The sequence below is a fragment of the Agromyces solani genome, from assembly GCF_058349925.1.
On sequence record NZ_JBYRER010000002.1, the window covers coordinates 733,642 to 749,540 of the forward strand.

Below are 15,899 nucleotides of genomic sequence, written 5' to 3' on the forward strand. Positions count from 1 at the left end.
CGATTTCCAGATGACGTTCGATGCGAATGACGCCGGCCTCGGGGTGCCCGAGATCCGTCGTGAGATCCTCAGCTGGGACCAGTTCGGCGAGGCGGCCCGGGGGCTCGCCGCGGAGGTGCTCGGGTCGGGCTTCAAGCCCGACGTCGTGATCGCGATCGCGCGCGGCGGCCTGCTGCTCGCCGGCGCGATCTCGTACGCCCTCGGCACCAAGCAGTGCGGCTCGATCAACGTCGAGTTCTACACCGACATCGAGCAGGTGCTTCCCGAGCCGATCGTGCATCCGCCGATGCTCGACGCGCCCGCGCTCGCCGGCCTCACGGTGCTGCTCGTCGACGACGTCTCCGACTCGGGGCGCACGCTCGCGAAGGTGCTCGAGCTCCTCACGGAGGTCGGCGCCGAGGTGCGCACGGCGACGCTGTACACGAAGTCGCGCACCATCCTCGTGCCCGACTACAGCTACCGCGCCACCGACGACTGGATCGTGTTCCCGTGGTCGGCGCTGCCGCCCGTCGCCGTGCCCGAGGGCACCGCGTGAGCGTGCACCTCGTGGGCGGCGGCTGGCCCGCCGCCGGCGCCGCGGTCTTCGGGCGATTCGTCGACGAGGCGACCCGGCGGGCCGCAGCAGCCGGACGCGCCGAGCCCCGCATCGCGGTCGTCGCGGTGCGCGACGGCGACGCCGAGGCCCACGCCGCGAAGCTCGTCGAGACCGCCTCGGCCGCCGGTGCGATCGCGCCGGTCGTCACCGCGGTCGCGCACGGCGGCGAAGTGCCGCAGGCCGCCTTCGCCGACGTCGACGGCGTGATCGTCGGCGGCGGCAACGCCCCCGCGTACCGCGAGGCGCTCGAACCGCGGTTCGGCGAACTGCGACGACTCGTCGCCGCGGGCACGCCCTACCTCGGCTTCTCCGCCGGCGCGATGATCGCCGCCGAACGGGCGGTGATCGGCGGCCGGGCCATCGGCGGCGTGGCCGTGTCGCCGCAGGCGGGCGACCAGGGCCTCGACGAGGTCACGGTCGCGCCCGGCATCGGACTCGTCGACGTCGCGATCGACGTCCACGCCGCCCAGTGGGGAGCCCTGTCGCGCCTCGTCGCCGCGGTCGAGGCCGGCATCGCCGAAGGCGGCCTCGGCATCGACGAGGAGACGGTGCTCATCGTCGGCGAGGGCGGCCTGGAGGTGCTGGGGCGCGGGAGCGTCTGGCGGGTGCTGCCCGCCGAGCACGGCGTCGTCGTCTCGACGATCGGCGCGTGATGCCGGCGGAGAACCTCGGCGAGCCCGCCGGAGCCGGGGCGATCGGCTCCGGGGTCGCGGGCGCGGACAGGAGCGCGAGCGTCCACCTGGTCGGCGGCGGTGCGCTCACCGCTGCGGATGCCCCGTTGTACGCGCCGTTCGTCGCCGAGGCCGCCGATCGCGGCCGCGCGATGGGTCGCACCCGTCCGCGCATCGCGATCATCTCCGTGCACCCTGAAGGGCCGCCGCGGGCGAGCGTGCTCGTCGACGTCATCTCCGCCGCCGGGGACTTCGATCCGCACGTGACCGCGGTGCGCGGCGGCGACGAGATCGGGCTCTCCGCGCTCGCCGAGGTCGACGGCATCGCCGTCGGCGGCGGCATCGTCGAAGAGGTGCGCGCGGGGCTCGAGCCGCTGTTCGACGAACTGCGACGTCAGGTCGCCGACGGCGTGCCGTATCTCGGCGTCTCGGCCGGGGCGATGATCGCCGCCGAGGGCTCGCTCGGCGGCGGATCGAGCATCGACGGGGTCGTCGTCTCGCCCGAAGACCCCGAGGAGCCGGGCCGGGAACTCGCGATCGGGGCGGGCATCGGGCTCGTCGACGTCGCCGTCGAGGCGCACGTGGCGCAGCGCGGCACGCTCTCCCGCCTCGTCGCGGCCGTCGAGTCGGGCCTCGTCGAGGGCGCGCTCGGCATCGACGAGCGCACGGTGCTCATCGTGGGCGACGGCGGACTCAGGGTCGAGGGCTCCGGCAGCGTCTGGCGGGTGCTGCCCGCGGAGCACGGCGCCGTCGTCTCGACGATCGGCGCATGATGCCCGCGAAGAGCCTCGAGGAACTCGCCGCGGCCGGGCTCATCGACCCGACGTGGGCCGGTGCCCTCGCGCCGGTCGGCCCGCGCATCGCCGCCATGGGCGAGTTCCTGCGCGCCGAGACGGCGGCCGGCCGCGGCTACCTGCCCGCGGGCGACCGCGTGCTGCGCGCGTTCGGCGCCCCGCTCGACGACGTGCGCGTGCTCATCGTCGGCCAGGACCCGTACCCGACGCCCGGGCATCCGATCGGGCTCTCGTTCGCGGTCGACCCCCACGTGCGGCCCGTGCCGCGCAGCCTGCAGAACATCTACCGCGAGCTCCACGACGACCTCGGCCTCACGCCGCCGGCGCACGGCGACCTCACGCACTGGAGCCGGAGCGGTGTCATGCTGCTCAACCGCGTGCTCACGGTACGACCCGGCGAGGCCGCGTCGCACCGCGGGAAGGGCTGGGAGGAGGTCACCGACCACGCGATCCGCTCGCTCGTCGGCCGCGGCACGCCGCTCGTCGCGATCCTCTGGGGGCGGGACGCGCAGAACCTCAAGCCCATGCTCGGCGACACCCCCGTCATCGAGTCGGCCCACCCGAGCCCGCTGTCGGCGTCCCGCGGCTTCTTCGGGTCGCGTCCGTTCAGCCGGGCGAACGCGCTGCTCGAGGCGCAGGGCGCCGCGCCGGTCGACTGGAGCCTGCCGGCCTGAGCGACGCGCCCACCGAGGCATCCCGAAACCTGCCCGCAATCTCGGCGACGTAGGCTGGCCGCATGCTCGAGGAGGAATACCAGGACCGCCGGGTGCTGCCGCGTCACCTGCGCCGGCCCGCGCCCGTCGAGGCGCCGTTCGAGTACGCGCTGCGCGACGCCGTCGCCGCCGACCTGCCGAGCGTCCGCGAGATCTACAACCACTACGTCGCCAACTCGACGGTCACCTTCGACGAGGACCCGATGACCCTCGCCGAGTGGCGGGCGAAGTTCGCGCAGCTCACGGAGCTCGGCATGCCGTTCATCGTCGCCGAGTCGCCGTCGGGGCAGCTCCTCGGCTACGCGCTCGTCGCGCCGTGGAAGCCCAAGCGCGCGTACCGGTTCACCGTGGAGGACTCGATCTACCTCGGGCCGGCGGCGACCGGCAAGGGGCTCGGCCGGGTCATGCTCGGCGAACTGATCGACCGCTCGAAGGCCGCCGGCATCAAGGAGATCATCGCGGTCATCGCCGACCAGGGGGCCGACGCGTCGCTCGTGCTGCACGAGCAGTTCGGCTTCACCGAGATCGGGCGCATGGGCCGGGTCGGGTTCAAGTTCGACCGCTGGCTCGGCACGATCCTGATGCAGCGCTCGCTGAAATAGGGATGCCTCCGGCCCGTGCCGCTCGCATCCCGCCGAACGGGCGATGGCGGTCCGCCGGGGCACGCTCAGCGGGCGACCACAGCCCGTTCGATCGGGGACGGGTCGGCTCCGGGCCGTAGGCTCGTGGAATGACCGAGCTGCACGAGCACACCGCACTCGACCAGTACCGGCTGCTGCAAGCGGGGGACGTGTCGCCGTCGGAGCTCGCCGCCCACTACCTCGCGCGGATCGAACGGCTGAACCCCGCGGTCGGCGCCTTCGCGACGGTCACCCCCGAGCTCGCCCTCGAGCGCGCCGGACTCGTCGAGCGCGAGGTGCCGCGCGCGAGGCCGCTGTGGGGGCTGCCGCTCGCCGACAAGGACCTGCAGCTCCGGGAGGGCGTGCCCGCGGCGTTCGGTTCGCGCGCGTTCGGCGGGTTCGTGCCCGACGAGTCCGATGAGCTCGTCCGCGCCGTCGACGCGGCGGGCGCGGTCAGCCTCGGCAAGACCGCGACGCCCGAGTTCGGCCTGCCCTCGTACACCGAGGGCCTCGCGTTCCCGCCCGCGCGGAACCCGTGGAACCTCGAGCTCGGGGCCGGTGGCTCGAGCGGGGGAGCGGCGGCGGCGGTCGCCGCGGGCCTCGTGCCGTTCGCGCCGGGTTCCGACGGCGGCGGCTCGATCCGGATCCCCGCGGCCTCGTGCGGGCTCGTCGGCGTGAAGCCGTCGCGCGGTCGGGTGCCGGCAGGTCCCGGCATCGCGAGCCTGGCGGGGCTCGGGGTCGCCGGCCCCATCGCGCGCACGGTCGCCGACGCGGCGCTGCTGCTCGACGGGTTGATCGCGCCGGTCGGCTACCCGGCGGCGCACCGGTACGCGTTGCGATCGCCCGGCGACGACGGGCCGTTCCTCGGTGCCGCGATCCGCGGGGAGGGGCGGTACCAGCTCGGGGTGATGACGGACTCGCCGTGGGACGACGCCTACGAGATCGCGATCGACCCGTCGGCGCTCGCCGCGCTCGATGCGGCGGTCGCCGTGTTCGACGGGAAGGGCCACGGCGTCGAGGTCGTTCCGCCGTCGCCGGAACCCGGCTACCCCGAGGCCTTCCGCACGATCTGGCAGGTCGGCGCGGGCACCGTTCCGGTCGACGACGACCGCGTGGCGCTGCTCGAGCCGCTCACGCGATGGCTCGTCGCCCGCGGGCGGGCGCTGCCCGCGCGGCAGCTGGCCGAGGCGCTCGCGTGGCTCGCCGGGTTCGAGGAGCGCGTGATCCGGCGCTTCGCGCCGTTCGACGCCGTCGTGACCCCCGCACTCGCCCTCACGCCGCGCCCCGTCGGGTGGTACGACGCCGAGGACGGCGAACGCAACTTCGCCCAGCAGGTGCAGTTCACGCCGTTCACGTCGTTCGTGAACGTCTCGGGTCTTCCGGCGATCACGGTTCCCGTCGCCGAGACCGACGAGGGGATTCCGCTCGGCGTGCAGCTCATCGGCCGGCCCGGCGGAGAGGTGGTGCTCTTCTCGCTCGCGGCGCAGCTCGAGCGACGGGTCGGGCGCAGCTCGAGGCATCCGGCGTTGTGGTCGTCGTGACCCGACCGACCCCGATTTGACGAGGTTAGGTAAGCCTCACCTATAGTGGAGGCATGCTCGGTCTCGACCTCACGATCTCCTACAACGGCACGCCGGTCGTGCACGGTGCGGAGCTCCACCTCGAACCGGGCAGGGTCACCGCGCTCGTCGGGCCGAACGGCAGCGGCAAGTCGACGCTGCTCCGCGCGCTCGCGCGGCTGCACCAGCCCGACTCGGGCCGGGTGCTGCTCGCGAGCGGCGACGCGCACACCGTCTCCGACGGGTCGCCCGCGACCGCCGGCGACCTCGCCGAGCGCGGCGTCGACGCCGCGACGCTCAGCGCCCGCGAGTTCGCCCGGCGCGTGACGCTCCTCGCGCAGAGCCGGCCGACCCCGGGCGGCCTCACCGTGCGCGAGCTCGTCGAGTTCGGCCGCCACCCGCACCGGGGCCGCTTCATCGCGGGCGATGCCGGCGGCGCTGCGATCGTCGACCGGGCCATGGAGCTCACGGGAGTCCAGGGACTGGCCGCGAACGCCGTCGACCAGCTCTCCGGCGGGCAGCTGCAGCGCGTCTGGCTCGCGGCGTGCCTCGCCCAGGACACCGGCGTGCTGCTCCTCGACGAGCCGACCACCTACCTCGACCTGCGCTACCAGGTCGAGCTCCTCGACCTCATCCGCGAACTCGCCGACGAGCACGGCGTGACCATCGGCGTCGTGCTGCACGACCTCGACCAGGCCGCCGCGATCGCCGACCGCATCGTGCTGCTCGAATCCGGGCGCGTGCGCGCCGTCGGCACGCCCGCGGAGGTGCTCGTGAGCGACGTGCTGAGCTCGGCCTACGGCATCCGAGTCGACGTCGACGTCGACGAGCGCGGCTGCATCACGACCTGCCCCATCGGCCGTTACAACACCCGGCAACGCGCCGAACGACTCGTCGTCGCCTAGCGGCGACGTTCCCCCCACCACCCCTTGCGCGGGTTCACCATGCCCGCGCGCCGATCCGTGAGGAAACCTCTCCCGATGAGAACTCGTGCCATCGCCCTCAGCGCCGCCGCCGCGGCCTCCCTGCTGCTGCTCACCGGCTGCGGCACCACCGAGGCGCCCGAAGCGGCCGCCGACGGGGACGCGGCGATCACCGTGACCGACGATCGCGGCGAGGAGATCACCCTCGACGCGCCGGCCGAGGACGTCGTCGCGCTCGAGTGGAACACGGCGGAGAACCTCGTGGCGCTCGGCGTCATGCCCGTGGGCGTCGCCGACGTCGCCGGCTACAGCGCCTGGGTGCAGTCGGAGCAGCTCGATGAGGGCGTCACCGACGTCGGCATGCGCGGTGAGCCCTCGGTCGACGCGATCGCGGGCCTCGCGCCCGACCTCGTCGTCACGACGACCGACCTGCCCGAGACCGTCATCGCCCAGGTCGAGGAGTTCGCCCCCGTGCTCGTCGTGCGCGGCGCCGACGCCTCGAACCCGATCGGCCAGATGGAGTCGAACCTCGAGCGCATCGCCACCGCGACCGGCACCGAGGAGGAGGGCGAGGCGCTGCTCGACGGCTTCCACGCGAAGCTCGACGAGGGCGCTGCGGCGCTCGAGGAGGCGGGCCTCGCCGGCACGCCGTTCATGATGAGCGACTCGTGGGCCTCGGGCGGCCAGGTCTCGATCCGTCCGTTCGCGGAGGGCGCCCTGCTCACGGCCGTCACCGAAGAGCTCGGCCTCGAGAACGCCTGGACCGGTGAGGGCGACGCCGACTACGGCCTCGGCTCGACCGACGTCGAGGGCCTGACCGGCCTCGGCGACCTCGAGTTCCTCTACATCACCAACGGCGAAGCCGACGCCTACGCGGTCGACCTCGCCGACAACGCGGTCTGGAAGTCGCTGCCCTTCGTGCAGTCGGGCAACGTGCACCGGCTGCCCGACGGCATCTGGATGTTCGGCGGCCCCTCGTCGATGAACGACTACATCGATGCCGTCGTCAGCACCCTCGCGGACTGAGACGACGCCGTCGTCGGCCGCGCCGGCCGGGGGACGTGAGCGCCCCCGGCTCGGCGCGGTCCTGCTCATCGCCGTCGGGGCCGTCGTCGCGACGCTCCTCGCGGCGGTGCACGTCACCCAGGGCTCGGCCGACGTCGGGCTCCCCGAACTCGTCGGGCTCCTGACCGGCACGGGGACGGGCGCGGGCGCCGACGACCAGTCGGCGGCGGTCTTCCTCGCCTCGCGCCTGCCGCGACTCGTGGCGGGGATCGTCGTCGGCATCGCGCTCGGCGTGGCCGGCCTCATCCTGCAGTCGGTCTCGCGCAACGTCCTCGCGTCGCCCGACACGCTCGCCGTCAACGCCGGCTCCTACCTCGCGGTCGTCGTCGTCGCCGCCTTCGGCATCACGCTCCCCGTGATCGGCGGCGGCGCGGTCGCCTTCATCGGCGGCCTGGCTGCGGCCGGCCTCGTCCTCGCACTCTCGGCGAGCGGTTCGCGCGGCTCGGGCGCCGCGGGCGGATCGGGCGGCACGGTGCGCCTCGTGCTGGCCGGTTCCGCCATCGCCCTCGCGATGACGGCGCTCACGACCATGCTGCTGCTGCTCTTCCCCGAGCGCACCACCGGGCTCTACGCGTGGAGCCAGGGCACCCTCGCGCAGACCGGCATCGGTCCCGCCGCCCAGCTCGCGCCCGTGGTCGCGGTCGCCGTCGCGGTGCTCTTCGTCTTCGCCCGGCAGTTCGACCTCGTCGCCCTCGGCGACGACACCGCCACGGTGCTCGGCGTCGACGTGCGACGCACCCGGCTCGTCGGCGTGGTCATCGCCGTGCTGCTGTCGGCCGCGGCCGTCGCCCTCGTCGGGCCGATCGGCTTCGTCGGGCTCGCGGCACCCGCGATCGTGCGGCTCGTCGCGGTCCGCGTGCCCGGCATGCAGCGGCACGTCCTGCTCATCCCGGCAGCCGCGCTCATGGGCGTCATCGTCGTGCTCGGCGCCGACGTGCTGCTCCGGCTCGCCTTCGGCGGCGAGAAGGCGGTCGAGGTGCCGACCGGCGTCGTGACGACGATCTTCGGCGCCGTGTTCCTCGTGGCGCTCGCGCTGCGGTCGCGCGCGACGAGCGAGGCCGCGACCGGGTTCGTCATCGGCACGGGTCTCTCGCGGCGCGGGCGCGCGCTCGTGATCGCCGGCGCGGCCGTGCTGCTCGTCGTCCTCGCGTTCGTGTCGCTCCTCCTCGGCGACGCGAAGCTGCTCGGCGGCGACGTGCTCAACTGGATCACCGGCCAGGCCGGCCCCCTCGTCGAGTTCGTGATGAACACGCGCGCGCCGCGGGTGGCGGCCGCGATCCTCGCGGGCGCCGCACTCGCCACCGCGGGCACCGTCGTCCAGGCGGTCTCGCGCAACCCGCTCGCCGAGCCCGCCATCCTCGGCGTCACGGGCGGCGCGGGCGTCGGCGCGGTGCTCGTGATCACCTTCTGGCCGCTCGCGGGCTTCGTCGCGGTCACGACCGGCGGGTTCGTCGGCGCCGCCGTTGCGGCGCTGATCGTCTTCGGCCTGTCGCTGCGCGGCGGGCTCGCGACGAGCCGGCTCATCCTCGTCGGGCTCGGCGTCTCGGCCGCGGCGTCGGCGATGGTCGCGATGCTCATCATCGCGACCGACCCGTACAACGCCGCGAAGGCGCTCACCTGGCTGTCCGGGTCCACGTACGGGCGGACCTTCCCCCAGCTCATCCCGCTGCTCGTCGTGCTCGCGATGTCGCTGCCGCTCCTCGCCGCGACCCGGCGCGAGCTCGACCTGCTCGCCTTCGACGACGACACGCCGCGAGTGCTCGGCGTCCGCCTCGGCAGCGCTCGGCTCGGCCTGCTCGCGATCGCGGTCGCGCTCACGGCGACGGCCGTGTCGGCGGTGGGCGTGATCGGCTTCGTCGGCCTCGTGGCGCCGCATGCGGCGCGCGCGCTCGTCGGCGCCCGCCACGCGCTCGTGCTGCCGCTCGCGGCGCTCCTCGGCGCCCTCCTCGTGACGGTGGCCGACACGATCGGACGGACCGTCATCGCGCCCGGCCAGCTGCCCGCGGGCCTCGTGACCGCCGTCGTCGGCGCGCCGTACTTCGTGTGGCTGCTCTGGCGCTCGCGACGTTCGGCCTGACCCTTCGCCCTCTCCACCGACCACGACCCGCCGGCGCCCGCCGGCACCCACGACAGGAGCCCACCGCATGGCCAAGCCCGGATATCGCGTCTTCGAGACGATCGTCGGCGAGATCCGCAGGATGTCGCCGCACTTCGTGCGCGTGACCTTCCGCGGCGACGACCTCCGCGAGGTCGGCTGGGACGGACCGGACCAGCGGATCAAGATCATCCTGCCGCTCGAGGCTGCGCCGGACGGATCCGACGGACTGGGGCATTTCCCGACGGGCGACGACTGGTTCGGCGACTGGCGCGCACTGCCCGACGACCGGCGCAACCCGATCCGCACGTACACGATCCGCGACGCGCGTCCCGAGCTCGGCGAACTCGACGTCGACTTCGTCGCCCATGGCGACTCGGGGCCGGCGTCGCGCTGGATCGCGCGTGCGGAGCCGGGGGAGCGGATGCTGCTCATCGCGCCCGACGCGACGACCGATGAGCCGTCGGGCGGCTGGGAGTGGAACCCCGGCGCCGCGGGCACGCTCCTCATCGCCGGCGACGAGACGGCGGTGCCGGCGGTGAGCGCGATCCTCGCCCAGCTCCCGGCGACCGCCCGCGGCGCCGCCTTCCTCGAGGTCCCCGACGCGCGCGACGTGCTCGAGGTCCGGGCGCCGGCCGGCGTCGCCGTGCACTGGCTGCACCGCGGCGACGACGCCCCCGGCACGGAGGCGTACGGCGCCCGGCTCGTCGACGCGGTCCGCACGTGGGCCGACGACGAGATCGGCGGCCGCGCCGACGCGGGCGACCCCGGGTCCGTCGACCTGCCGCAGCTCGCCGAGGACGAGATCCTGTGGGAGGTGCCGGAGGCGACCGCAGACGACGGCGTCTACGCCTGGCTCGCGGGCGAGGCGACGGCGATCACGACGCTCCGCCGGCACCTCGTGAAGGGCCTCGGCGTCGACCGGCGGCGGGTCGCGTTCATGGGGTACTGGAAGCTCGGCCGCGCGGAGAACTGACCCGGGAACGGGCTCCGGGCAGGTAACCGCCCGCCTCGAGGCCCGCCTCGATCTCGAAGCGGTTCCGCAGTGGGTCGCGCCCCGCGGCCAGGTAGAGCACCGGCAGCAGCATGCCGTACTTCAGCCACTGCTGCTTGTGCACGGCCTCGTGGCCGAGCACGCGGTCGCCATCGTTGGAGCCGGTGAGGTAGCAGCCTCCGACGCACGAGCCGCCCCGCCCGTACGTCCACTTCGGCATGCCCGTGAACACGATGAGCCCACGGCGGTACGTCACCGGCCCGGTGCTCCAGATGAGGCCCCACGCGAACCCGACGAGGGTCGCCCACGCGTAGCCGATGCGGCTGATCGGCGAATCGGTCAGCCGGATGCGCAGCAGGCGGCCGGCGTCCCGGCGCTCGTCGCTCGGCGGGCGTCGCTCGGCGCCCGCACCGTTCGCCGCGGTCACGAACGGTCGCCCGACGTCAGTGCGCCGACGAGTCGCAGGATGGTCGGCAGGTCGTCGACCGCCGCCTCGGGGCTCGCCGGCGTGAACCCGGCGATCGCCGCGCCCGCGAGCGGGAAGCGCCCGGCGACGGCCCGGAGCAGGCTCGCGAGGTCGGCGGCGCCGATGCCGAACGGCATCGGGTACGAGAGGCCCGCCAGGGCCGACGGGTCGAGCACGTCGAGGTCGATGTGCACGAAGACCCGCGACGCGCCCGTCGCCTCGAGTTCGGCGATGACCGCCGCCGGGTCCGACAGGTCCTCGACGGTGAGGACCGAGACGCCGTGCTCGTCGATGAAGCGGCGCTCCTCGTCGTCGATGGCCCGGATGCCGCCGAGCACGAGCCGCCCGGGTGCGATGCGGGTCGCGTCGTCGAGCGCGAGGCCGGGGGCACCCTCACCCGTGATCGCCCGCAGCGTCATGCCCCCGAACCCTCCGGACGGCGAGGTCTCGGGCGTGTTGAGGTCGGGGTGCGCGTCGAGCCAGAGCACCGCGAGATCGCCCTCCGCCAGCCGGGCGGCGTGGGCGACGGCCGCCACCGAGGCGCCGCAGTCGCCGCCGATCGTGAGCGCCCAGTCGGGCACCCGATCGAGCGCTTCGGCGGCGGCGTCGCGCACGCGCACGATCGTGCTGTAGCGCCGCACGCCGGTACCGAGCGACTCGCCCGCCTCGACGGGCACGTCCACGGTGAGGGTGGCCGAACTGGGCAGGTCGCCGAGGATGGCGGCGGCGCCGTCGGCGAGGCTCATCGCGCGCGCGGAGACCGAGCCCTGCCACAGCGGGACGACGACGAAGGTGGCTGGCATGCTTCCCAGTATCGCGCGCCGCGGCGGACTGCGGCACGGCAGGGCGGCAACTCGTGCTCGCCGTGCGCGCGGCGGAGCCGCCTCAGCAAGCGAATGAGCGCGTTCGCGACGAGTGCGCGGCGTCCCCAGCGCTCGCTCGTCGCGACCCCGCTCAGTCACGGCCTTGACGCCTTGGTCAGCGGCGGCGAGACGGCAGTCCTGCAGCGAGCAATTCCCGACGGATGCCGCCGCCGCGTCCGAGCGTGTCCGCCCAGACCCAACGCGCGACATCGCGCCGATGGTCGCGCTTCAGCCGACGCTCGCGCAGTTTCTCCTGCCAGACGACGTCCGAGACGTCCCGGCCCTTCAGAAACTCACCGCGCGTGTATTTGACCTTGCCGTCGAACTCGCCGCAGACGCCCGCTTCCGGCCAATCGAAATCGACGATGTCCTGACCGGGTCCGTCCCTGCGCGCGAACGCGGCCTGAAGTCGCGGTTTGGGGGAAGCCGAGCAATCGGATCTGCATGCGACTGATCGATTCACCCGGTGTTGCAGCGAGCGGATTTCCGAACCGGACGACGTTCGCCCCTCGCGAGACGCCGCGCGCCCGTGGCATCGCGTCGAGTCGAGCGAGGAGCACGTCCCGATCCGTGCCGGCAAGCGCGGCGCCCTCTGAGCGCACGAGCAACCCGTCGCGGTATTCGATCGATGCGGCTCTGAGGCTCGGCCGGAGCGCGTGGTCGACCGCCGAGATCGATTGGAGTGCGGTGAGTCCCCGAGCGAGGTCGAGGACGGTCCGCGGGACGTCGGTGACGAGCAGGCCGCCGACTTCGATGATCGATTCGTCATCGATGCGATCGCGATGCCAGACGACTCCGTTCCCCGAAGCCGGGGCGACGCCCGTCATCGACACCAGGTGAACCGCGTGGCCCGGCACACCGACGAGGGGCAGACCGAGCACCCTCGCCGCAGATGCGCCGAAGAGCACCGGGCGGTCTCGGCGGGTGCCCACGACGGCGGCGATGTGCAGCAGTTCGCGGTCCGATGCGGTCGCACGCCGCCAGCGCCGGGCGTCGACGTAGACGCCTCGCCGGAGCCTGAGCGCCGTGCCGGCGCTCGCACGGCGCTGGAGCTCGCGCGTACTGAGCGACAGACGGTCCGCTTCGGCGATTCGCACCAGCGGGGGAAGGGGCTCGAGATCGTCCGGCATGCGAGCAATGCTGTCGCGGTCGTTCGCAGTCCGAGCGGCTTCGCCGGTCGCATGTGCATGAATGCGCAGGTCGGTGCGGTGTTGAGGAGGAGTCTGCGAGCGGCTTCGCGACGAGCGAGCGTTGTGCATCCCGCTCAGTCGTCGCGAACGCGCTCACTCGTGTCGCCGACCCGCTCACTCGTCGTGAACGCGCTCACTCGTGTCGCCGACCCGCTCACTCGTCGTGAACGGGCTCACGGTCGGCCGGCGCGGCCCGGCGCGGCGCATCCGGGCCGCGGCACGGACGACGAGGCGGATGCCTCGGGGTCGGCCCCGAGGCATCCGCCCCTGTGCTTCGCCGGTCGTCAGCCGCCGATGGCGCCCTGCGAACCGCCCGCCTTCAGCGCGGCGAGGCGCGCGTCGACCTCGGTGAGCTCGCCGAGGTCGTCGAGCTCGTTGAACTGGGCGTCGAGGCTCGACGCGGCGAGTTCCGCCTGGCCGCGCACGACCGCCTCCTCGCGCCGGATCTTGTCCTCGAAGCGGCCGATCTCGCTCGTCGGGTCGAGGATGTCGATCGACTTCACCGCGTCCTGCACCTGCTTCTGCGCCTGCGCGGTCTTCGCCCGCGCGACGAGCTCGGAGCGCTTGTTCTGCAGCTGGACGAGCTTCTCCTTCATGCCGTTGAGCCCGGCCTTCAGCTTGTCGACGACCTCGGTCTGCGCGGCGATCTGCGGCTCGGCGGCGTTGGCCTCGTTCTCGGCCGAGATCTGCCGGCTGAGCGCGACCTTCGCGAGGTTGTCGAACTTGTCGGCGCCGGGGGCGTCGCCCGCCGCGCGCAGTTCGTCGCCCTTGCGGCTCGCGGCGAGCGCCTTCTCGCCCCACTCGCGGGCCGCCTCGACGTCCTCGCGGTGGTCGTCCTCGAGGAGGCGCAGGTTGCCGATGGTCTCGGCGATGGCCGCCTCGGCGTCGGCGATCGAGTTGGTGTAGTCGCGCACCATCTGGTCGAGCATGAGCTGCGGGTCTTCCGCCTGGTCGATGAGCGCGTTGATGTTGGCTCGCACGAGCTGCGAGATCCGTCCGAAGATGGACTGCTTTGCCATGGTTACTCCCTGTTCGTCGTGGTCATGGTCGGGCGTGGGTTTCGGTGGTGCCGGATCGGCCGGGGCGCTGGATCAGAATCGGCCTCCGCTTCCGCGCCGCGCGCGCGTGCCGGAACCGCCGAAGCTGCCGGGGGAGCGACGGCCGCCGCCGAACCCTCCGCCGGAACGGCCGCCGAAGCCGCCTCCGCCTCCGCCTCCGCCGAAGCCGCCTCCGCCTCCGCCACCGCCGCCCAGCATGGAGTTGATCAGGATGCCGCCGAGCACGGCGCCCAGCATGTCGCCGCCGCCCGGCTGCCCGCCGGAACCGCCGAATCCGCCCGGGCCGCCGAACCCGCCGACGTCCTGCTGGGCGAGGTTCATGGCCTGCGCGGCGAGCTGCTCGGCGCGCTGCGCCGTCGCGAGCGCACCGGCCGGATCGGCGGCGGCGGTCTGCTCGGCCTGCACCACGAGCCGGCCGGCCTCGGCGAGCCGGGTCCGCGCCTCGGCGCCGACGGCACCGCGGCGGGCGACGAGGTAGTCCTCGGCGGCCTGCACCTGCGCGCGCGCCGACTGCAGGCTGCGGCCGAGTTGGGCCTGCGTGCGCGCCGCCTGCTCGGCGGCGTCGCGAGCGCCTTGGATCGCGGCGTCGATCTCGGTGTTCACCACGGTCAGCCGTGCCTGCAGCGCGAGCGGGTCGCGCACGGGGGCCGCCATGGCGGCGCGAACGGCGGATGCCTCGCCGGCGACCTTCTCGGCCAGGGCGTTCGTCGCCTCGGTGCCGAGCGATCGCGCGGCCTGCACGTCCCGGTCGAGCTCGTCGAGCATCGCGGCGACCGCCCGATCGGCCTCCGCGAGCTCGGTCGCGTGACGGTCGATCGCGGCAGTCAGGAGCCGCGCCTGGTCGACGGCTTCCTCGGCGGCCCGGATCTCGACCGCCGCCGGACCGCCCGCGCCGCGCGCGACCGCGGCGGCCGCCTCGGTCAGGGACGAGCGGGCGAAGTCCATGCGCGCCCGCGCCTGCACCGGGTTGTCGGCGACGGGCGCGAGCGCCGGCTCCGCGTACTCCGCCTGCAGGGAGACGAGCCGTTCGGCGGCCGGGGCGATTCCGCCCTCGACCTCGGCGGCGGCGGCCTGCACCCCGGCGAGCGCCTCGGGGGCGTTCCGCTCGAGGTCGCGGAGCGCGTCGAAGCGGTCGGTCTGCTCGTCGAGGAGCGCGTCGGCCTCGGCGGCGAGCCGGATGATGCCCCCGTACCATTCGCGGCGCTCGTCGTCGGTGTCGGGCTCGGCGTCGTCGAGCCGCTGCTGCAGCGCGAACGCCTCGCCGATCCTGGCCTTCGCCCCGTCGAGCGCGGCGCGGAACCCGGCGGTCGCGGCTTCGCCGTACGAGGCGACGGCGAAGCCGAGCTCCTCCTCGCTCGTCTTGAGCGCATCGTCGGCCTGCACCAGGGCGCTGCCGGCCTCGCGGCGGAGGTCCGCGATGGGCTTCACGGGCGCGCCCGCCGGACCGGTGCGCTGCCGGCGCTTGCGGCGGGCGAGCACGAACCACACGATGCCGACGACGACGGCCGCGATGACGAGGAACCAGAAGAAGCCCCATCCCGAGCCGCCGCCGCCTCCTGCGTCGTCACCGGCGATCGCCGAGGCGCCGGCGATCGCCGCACCCGCCCAGTCGCCCTCGCGAAGCTCCGGCTCGATGACCTCCGTGCTGATTCGATCGAGCTCCTCGTCGCTGATCGAGCTGTCGGCCGGGGCGGTCAGGTAGTAGGTTCGCCCGTCGACGGCGACCGCGAGCAGGTAATCCTCGGTACCGAGCCCGTTGTCGATCGCGGTCCGGTCGGCCCACGCGTCGGCCGCCTCGGGATTCGTGAACACGTCGACGTAGGCGACGAACAGCTGGCGGCCGCTGCGCTCGGCCAGGTCGTCGAGCGCGGCTCCCACCTCGTCGATCCGGCCGTCGAGCGCGCCGACCGTGTCGACCACGGGCGAGGCGCCGAACGTGACCGGATCTTCAGCGTGGGCGACGGCTGGAGCCGAGAGCGCGAGCGCGGCTCCCGTCACGATCGCCGCGATCACGGAACCCTTGCGCGTCGGACGCATGCACCAGTGCCTTCCCCCGTCTGACCGGACGGGTTCGAGTCTATGGGGGCGCGGTGCCGATCGTCCACGGCGAGGGGCGTGGTCGACCGGCCGGCGGCAGTGGGCCGAGCCATCCGTTCAACGCTCCTGAAACGCATTCGAGCGGGGAGCCGTACTCGGCTCGACCCGCTCGATCGCAACGTGCCCCCGGAGGGATTCGAACCCCCGACCTACGGTACCGGAAACCGGCGCTCTATCCCCTGAGCTACGGAGGCGC

General features: G+C 73.9%; 15 protein-coding genes and 1 tRNA gene. 10 read left to right on the forward strand and 6 right to left on the reverse strand.

Translation table 11 applies throughout. The annotated features are described in order from the left end of the window. The first annotated feature begins 10 nt into the window (after positions 1–10). The 10 genes from AC3RJ7_RS11075 to AC3RJ7_RS11120 all read left to right on the forward strand — a co-directional run bounded on the left by AC3RJ7_RS11075 (position 11) and on the right by AC3RJ7_RS11120 (position 10,011). Positions 11–535 carry a phosphoribosyltransferase gene (locus AC3RJ7_RS11075; RefSeq protein WP_491455889.1) on the forward strand — a complete coding sequence of 175 codons (525 nt, stop codon included), beginning with the start codon at positions 11–13 and terminating at the stop codon, positions 533–535. Next, complete coding sequence (locus AC3RJ7_RS11080) at positions 532–1,248, forward strand: Type 1 glutamine amidotransferase-like domain-containing protein (protein ID WP_491455890.1); 717 nt, start codon at positions 532–534, stop codon at positions 1,246–1,248. The genes AC3RJ7_RS11075 and AC3RJ7_RS11080 overlap by 4 nt, the downstream gene beginning before the upstream one ends. Next, the gene (locus AC3RJ7_RS11085; RefSeq protein ID WP_491455891.1) at positions 1,248–2,039 is read left to right on the forward strand and encodes a Type 1 glutamine amidotransferase-like domain-containing protein; all 792 of its coding nucleotides are present in this window, start codon (positions 1,248–1,250) and stop codon (positions 2,037–2,039) included. The genes AC3RJ7_RS11080 and AC3RJ7_RS11085 overlap by 1 nt, the downstream gene beginning before the upstream one ends. Then, on the forward strand, positions 2,039–2,734 hold the full coding sequence (locus AC3RJ7_RS11090; RefSeq protein WP_491456164.1) for a uracil-DNA glycosylase: 696 nt from the start codon (positions 2,039–2,041) through the stop codon (positions 2,732–2,734). Before AC3RJ7_RS11085 ends, AC3RJ7_RS11090 begins: the two co-directional genes overlap by 1 nt. Positions 2,735–2,796: 62 nt before the next feature. Beyond that, positions 2,797–3,375, forward strand: coding sequence for a GNAT family N-acetyltransferase (locus AC3RJ7_RS11095; RefSeq protein ID WP_491455892.1), 579 nt, complete (start codon positions 2,797–2,799; stop codon positions 3,373–3,375). A 128-nt stretch (positions 3,376–3,503) separates the two neighbouring features. Next, positions 3,504–4,934 carry an amidase gene (locus AC3RJ7_RS11100; RefSeq protein WP_491455893.1) on the forward strand — a complete coding sequence of 477 codons (1,431 nt, stop codon included), beginning with the start codon at positions 3,504–3,506 and terminating at the stop codon, positions 4,932–4,934. A 53-nt stretch (positions 4,935–4,987) separates the two neighbouring features. Continuing rightward, complete coding sequence (locus tag AC3RJ7_RS11105) at positions 4,988–5,857, forward strand: ABC transporter ATP-binding protein (RefSeq protein WP_491455894.1); 870 nt, start codon at positions 4,988–4,990, stop codon at positions 5,855–5,857. 75 nt (positions 5,858–5,932) lie between these two features. Beyond that, positions 5,933–6,901, forward strand: coding sequence for an iron-siderophore ABC transporter substrate-binding protein (locus tag AC3RJ7_RS11110; protein WP_491455895.1), 969 nt, complete (start codon positions 5,933–5,935; stop codon positions 6,899–6,901). Further along, complete coding sequence (locus tag AC3RJ7_RS11115; RefSeq protein ID WP_491455896.1) at positions 6,873–9,017, forward strand: iron ABC transporter permease; 2,145 nt, start codon at positions 6,873–6,875, stop codon at positions 9,015–9,017. Before AC3RJ7_RS11110 ends, AC3RJ7_RS11115 begins: the two co-directional genes overlap by 29 nt. A 67-nt stretch (positions 9,018–9,084) precedes the next feature. Then, positions 9,085–10,011 (forward strand): siderophore-interacting protein, encoded by a 927-nt coding sequence (locus tag AC3RJ7_RS11120; protein ID WP_491455897.1) that lies wholly within the window; start codon positions 9,085–9,087, stop codon positions 10,009–10,011. On the opposite strand, the gene AC3RJ7_RS11125 is transcribed toward AC3RJ7_RS11120, so the two are convergent. The 6 genes from AC3RJ7_RS11125 to AC3RJ7_RS11150 form a co-directional block, all read right to left on the reverse strand. Continuing rightward, complete coding sequence (locus AC3RJ7_RS11125; RefSeq protein ID WP_491455898.1) at positions 9,974–10,456, reverse strand: Fe-S oxidoreductase; 483 nt, start codon at positions 10,454–10,456, stop codon at positions 9,974–9,976. The two genes, AC3RJ7_RS11120 and AC3RJ7_RS11125, sit on opposite strands and share 38 nt — an antisense overlap. Further along, positions 10,453–11,298, reverse strand: coding sequence for an arginase family protein (locus AC3RJ7_RS11130; RefSeq protein WP_491455899.1), 846 nt, complete (start codon positions 11,296–11,298; stop codon positions 10,453–10,455). The genes AC3RJ7_RS11125 and AC3RJ7_RS11130 overlap by 4 nt, the downstream gene beginning before the upstream one ends. A 353-nt stretch (positions 11,299–11,651) precedes the next feature. Then, entirely contained in the window at positions 11,652–12,488 is an 837-nt protein-coding gene (locus AC3RJ7_RS11135; protein ID WP_491455900.1) for a hypothetical protein, read from the reverse strand. Between the two features lie 344 nt (positions 12,489–12,832). Continuing rightward, a complete protein-coding gene (locus AC3RJ7_RS11140) occupies positions 12,833–13,567 on the reverse strand; it encodes a PspA/IM30 family protein (protein ID WP_491455901.1) in 735 nt (244 codons plus the stop codon). A gap of 72 nt (positions 13,568–13,639) precedes the next feature. Next, positions 13,640–15,643 carry a TPM domain-containing protein gene (locus AC3RJ7_RS11145; RefSeq protein WP_491455902.1) on the reverse strand — a complete coding sequence of 668 codons (2,004 nt, stop codon included), beginning with the start codon at positions 15,641–15,643 and terminating at the stop codon, positions 13,640–13,642. Positions 15,644–15,824: 181 nt separating this feature from the next. Continuing rightward, a tRNA-Arg gene (locus tag AC3RJ7_RS11150) sits at positions 15,825–15,897 on the reverse strand. Positions 15,898–15,899 lie beyond the last annotated feature (2 nt).

What these genes read in the sequence shown, in the direction of transcription:
- AC3RJ7_RS11075 (WP_491455889.1), top strand. Translation starts at nt 11, where the DNA reads ATGACGTTCGATGCGAATGACGCCGGCCTCGGGGTGCCCGAGATCCGT.
- AC3RJ7_RS11115 (WP_491455896.1), top strand. Translation starts at nt 6,873, where the DNA reads ATGCCGTCGTCAGCACCCTCGCGGACTGAGACGACGCCGTCGTCGGCC.
- AC3RJ7_RS11120 (WP_491455897.1), top strand. Translation starts at nt 9,085, where the DNA reads ATGGCCAAGCCCGGATATCGCGTCTTCGAGACGATCGTCGGCGAGATC.
- AC3RJ7_RS11140 (WP_491455901.1), bottom strand. Translation starts at nt 13,567, where the DNA reads ATGGCAAAGCAGTCCATCTTCGGACGGATCTCGCAGCTCGTGCGAGCC.
- AC3RJ7_RS11145 (WP_491455902.1), bottom strand. Translation starts at nt 15,643, where the DNA reads ATGCGTCCGACGCGCAAGGGTTCCGTGATCGCGGCGATCGTGACGGGA.
- AC3RJ7_RS11135 (WP_491455900.1), bottom strand. Translation starts at nt 12,488, where the DNA reads ATGCCGGACGATCTCGAGCCCCTTCCCCCGCTGGTGCGAATCGCCGAA.
- AC3RJ7_RS11130 (WP_491455899.1), bottom strand. Translation starts at nt 11,298, where the DNA reads ATGCCAGCCACCTTCGTCGTCGTCCCGCTGTGGCAGGGCTCGGTCTCC.
- AC3RJ7_RS11085 (WP_491455891.1), top strand. Translation starts at nt 1,248, where the DNA reads ATGCCGGCGGAGAACCTCGGCGAGCCCGCCGGAGCCGGGGCGATCGGC.
- AC3RJ7_RS11110 (WP_491455895.1), top strand. Translation starts at nt 5,933, where the DNA reads ATGAGAACTCGTGCCATCGCCCTCAGCGCCGCCGCCGCGGCCTCCCTG.
- AC3RJ7_RS11090 (WP_491456164.1), top strand. Translation starts at nt 2,039, where the DNA reads ATGCCCGCGAAGAGCCTCGAGGAACTCGCCGCGGCCGGGCTCATCGAC.
- AC3RJ7_RS11100 (WP_491455893.1), top strand. Translation starts at nt 3,504, where the DNA reads ATGACCGAGCTGCACGAGCACACCGCACTCGACCAGTACCGGCTGCTG.
- AC3RJ7_RS11095 (WP_491455892.1), top strand. Translation starts at nt 2,797, where the DNA reads ATGCTCGAGGAGGAATACCAGGACCGCCGGGTGCTGCCGCGTCACCTG.
- AC3RJ7_RS11105 (WP_491455894.1), top strand. Translation starts at nt 4,988, where the DNA reads ATGCTCGGTCTCGACCTCACGATCTCCTACAACGGCACGCCGGTCGTG.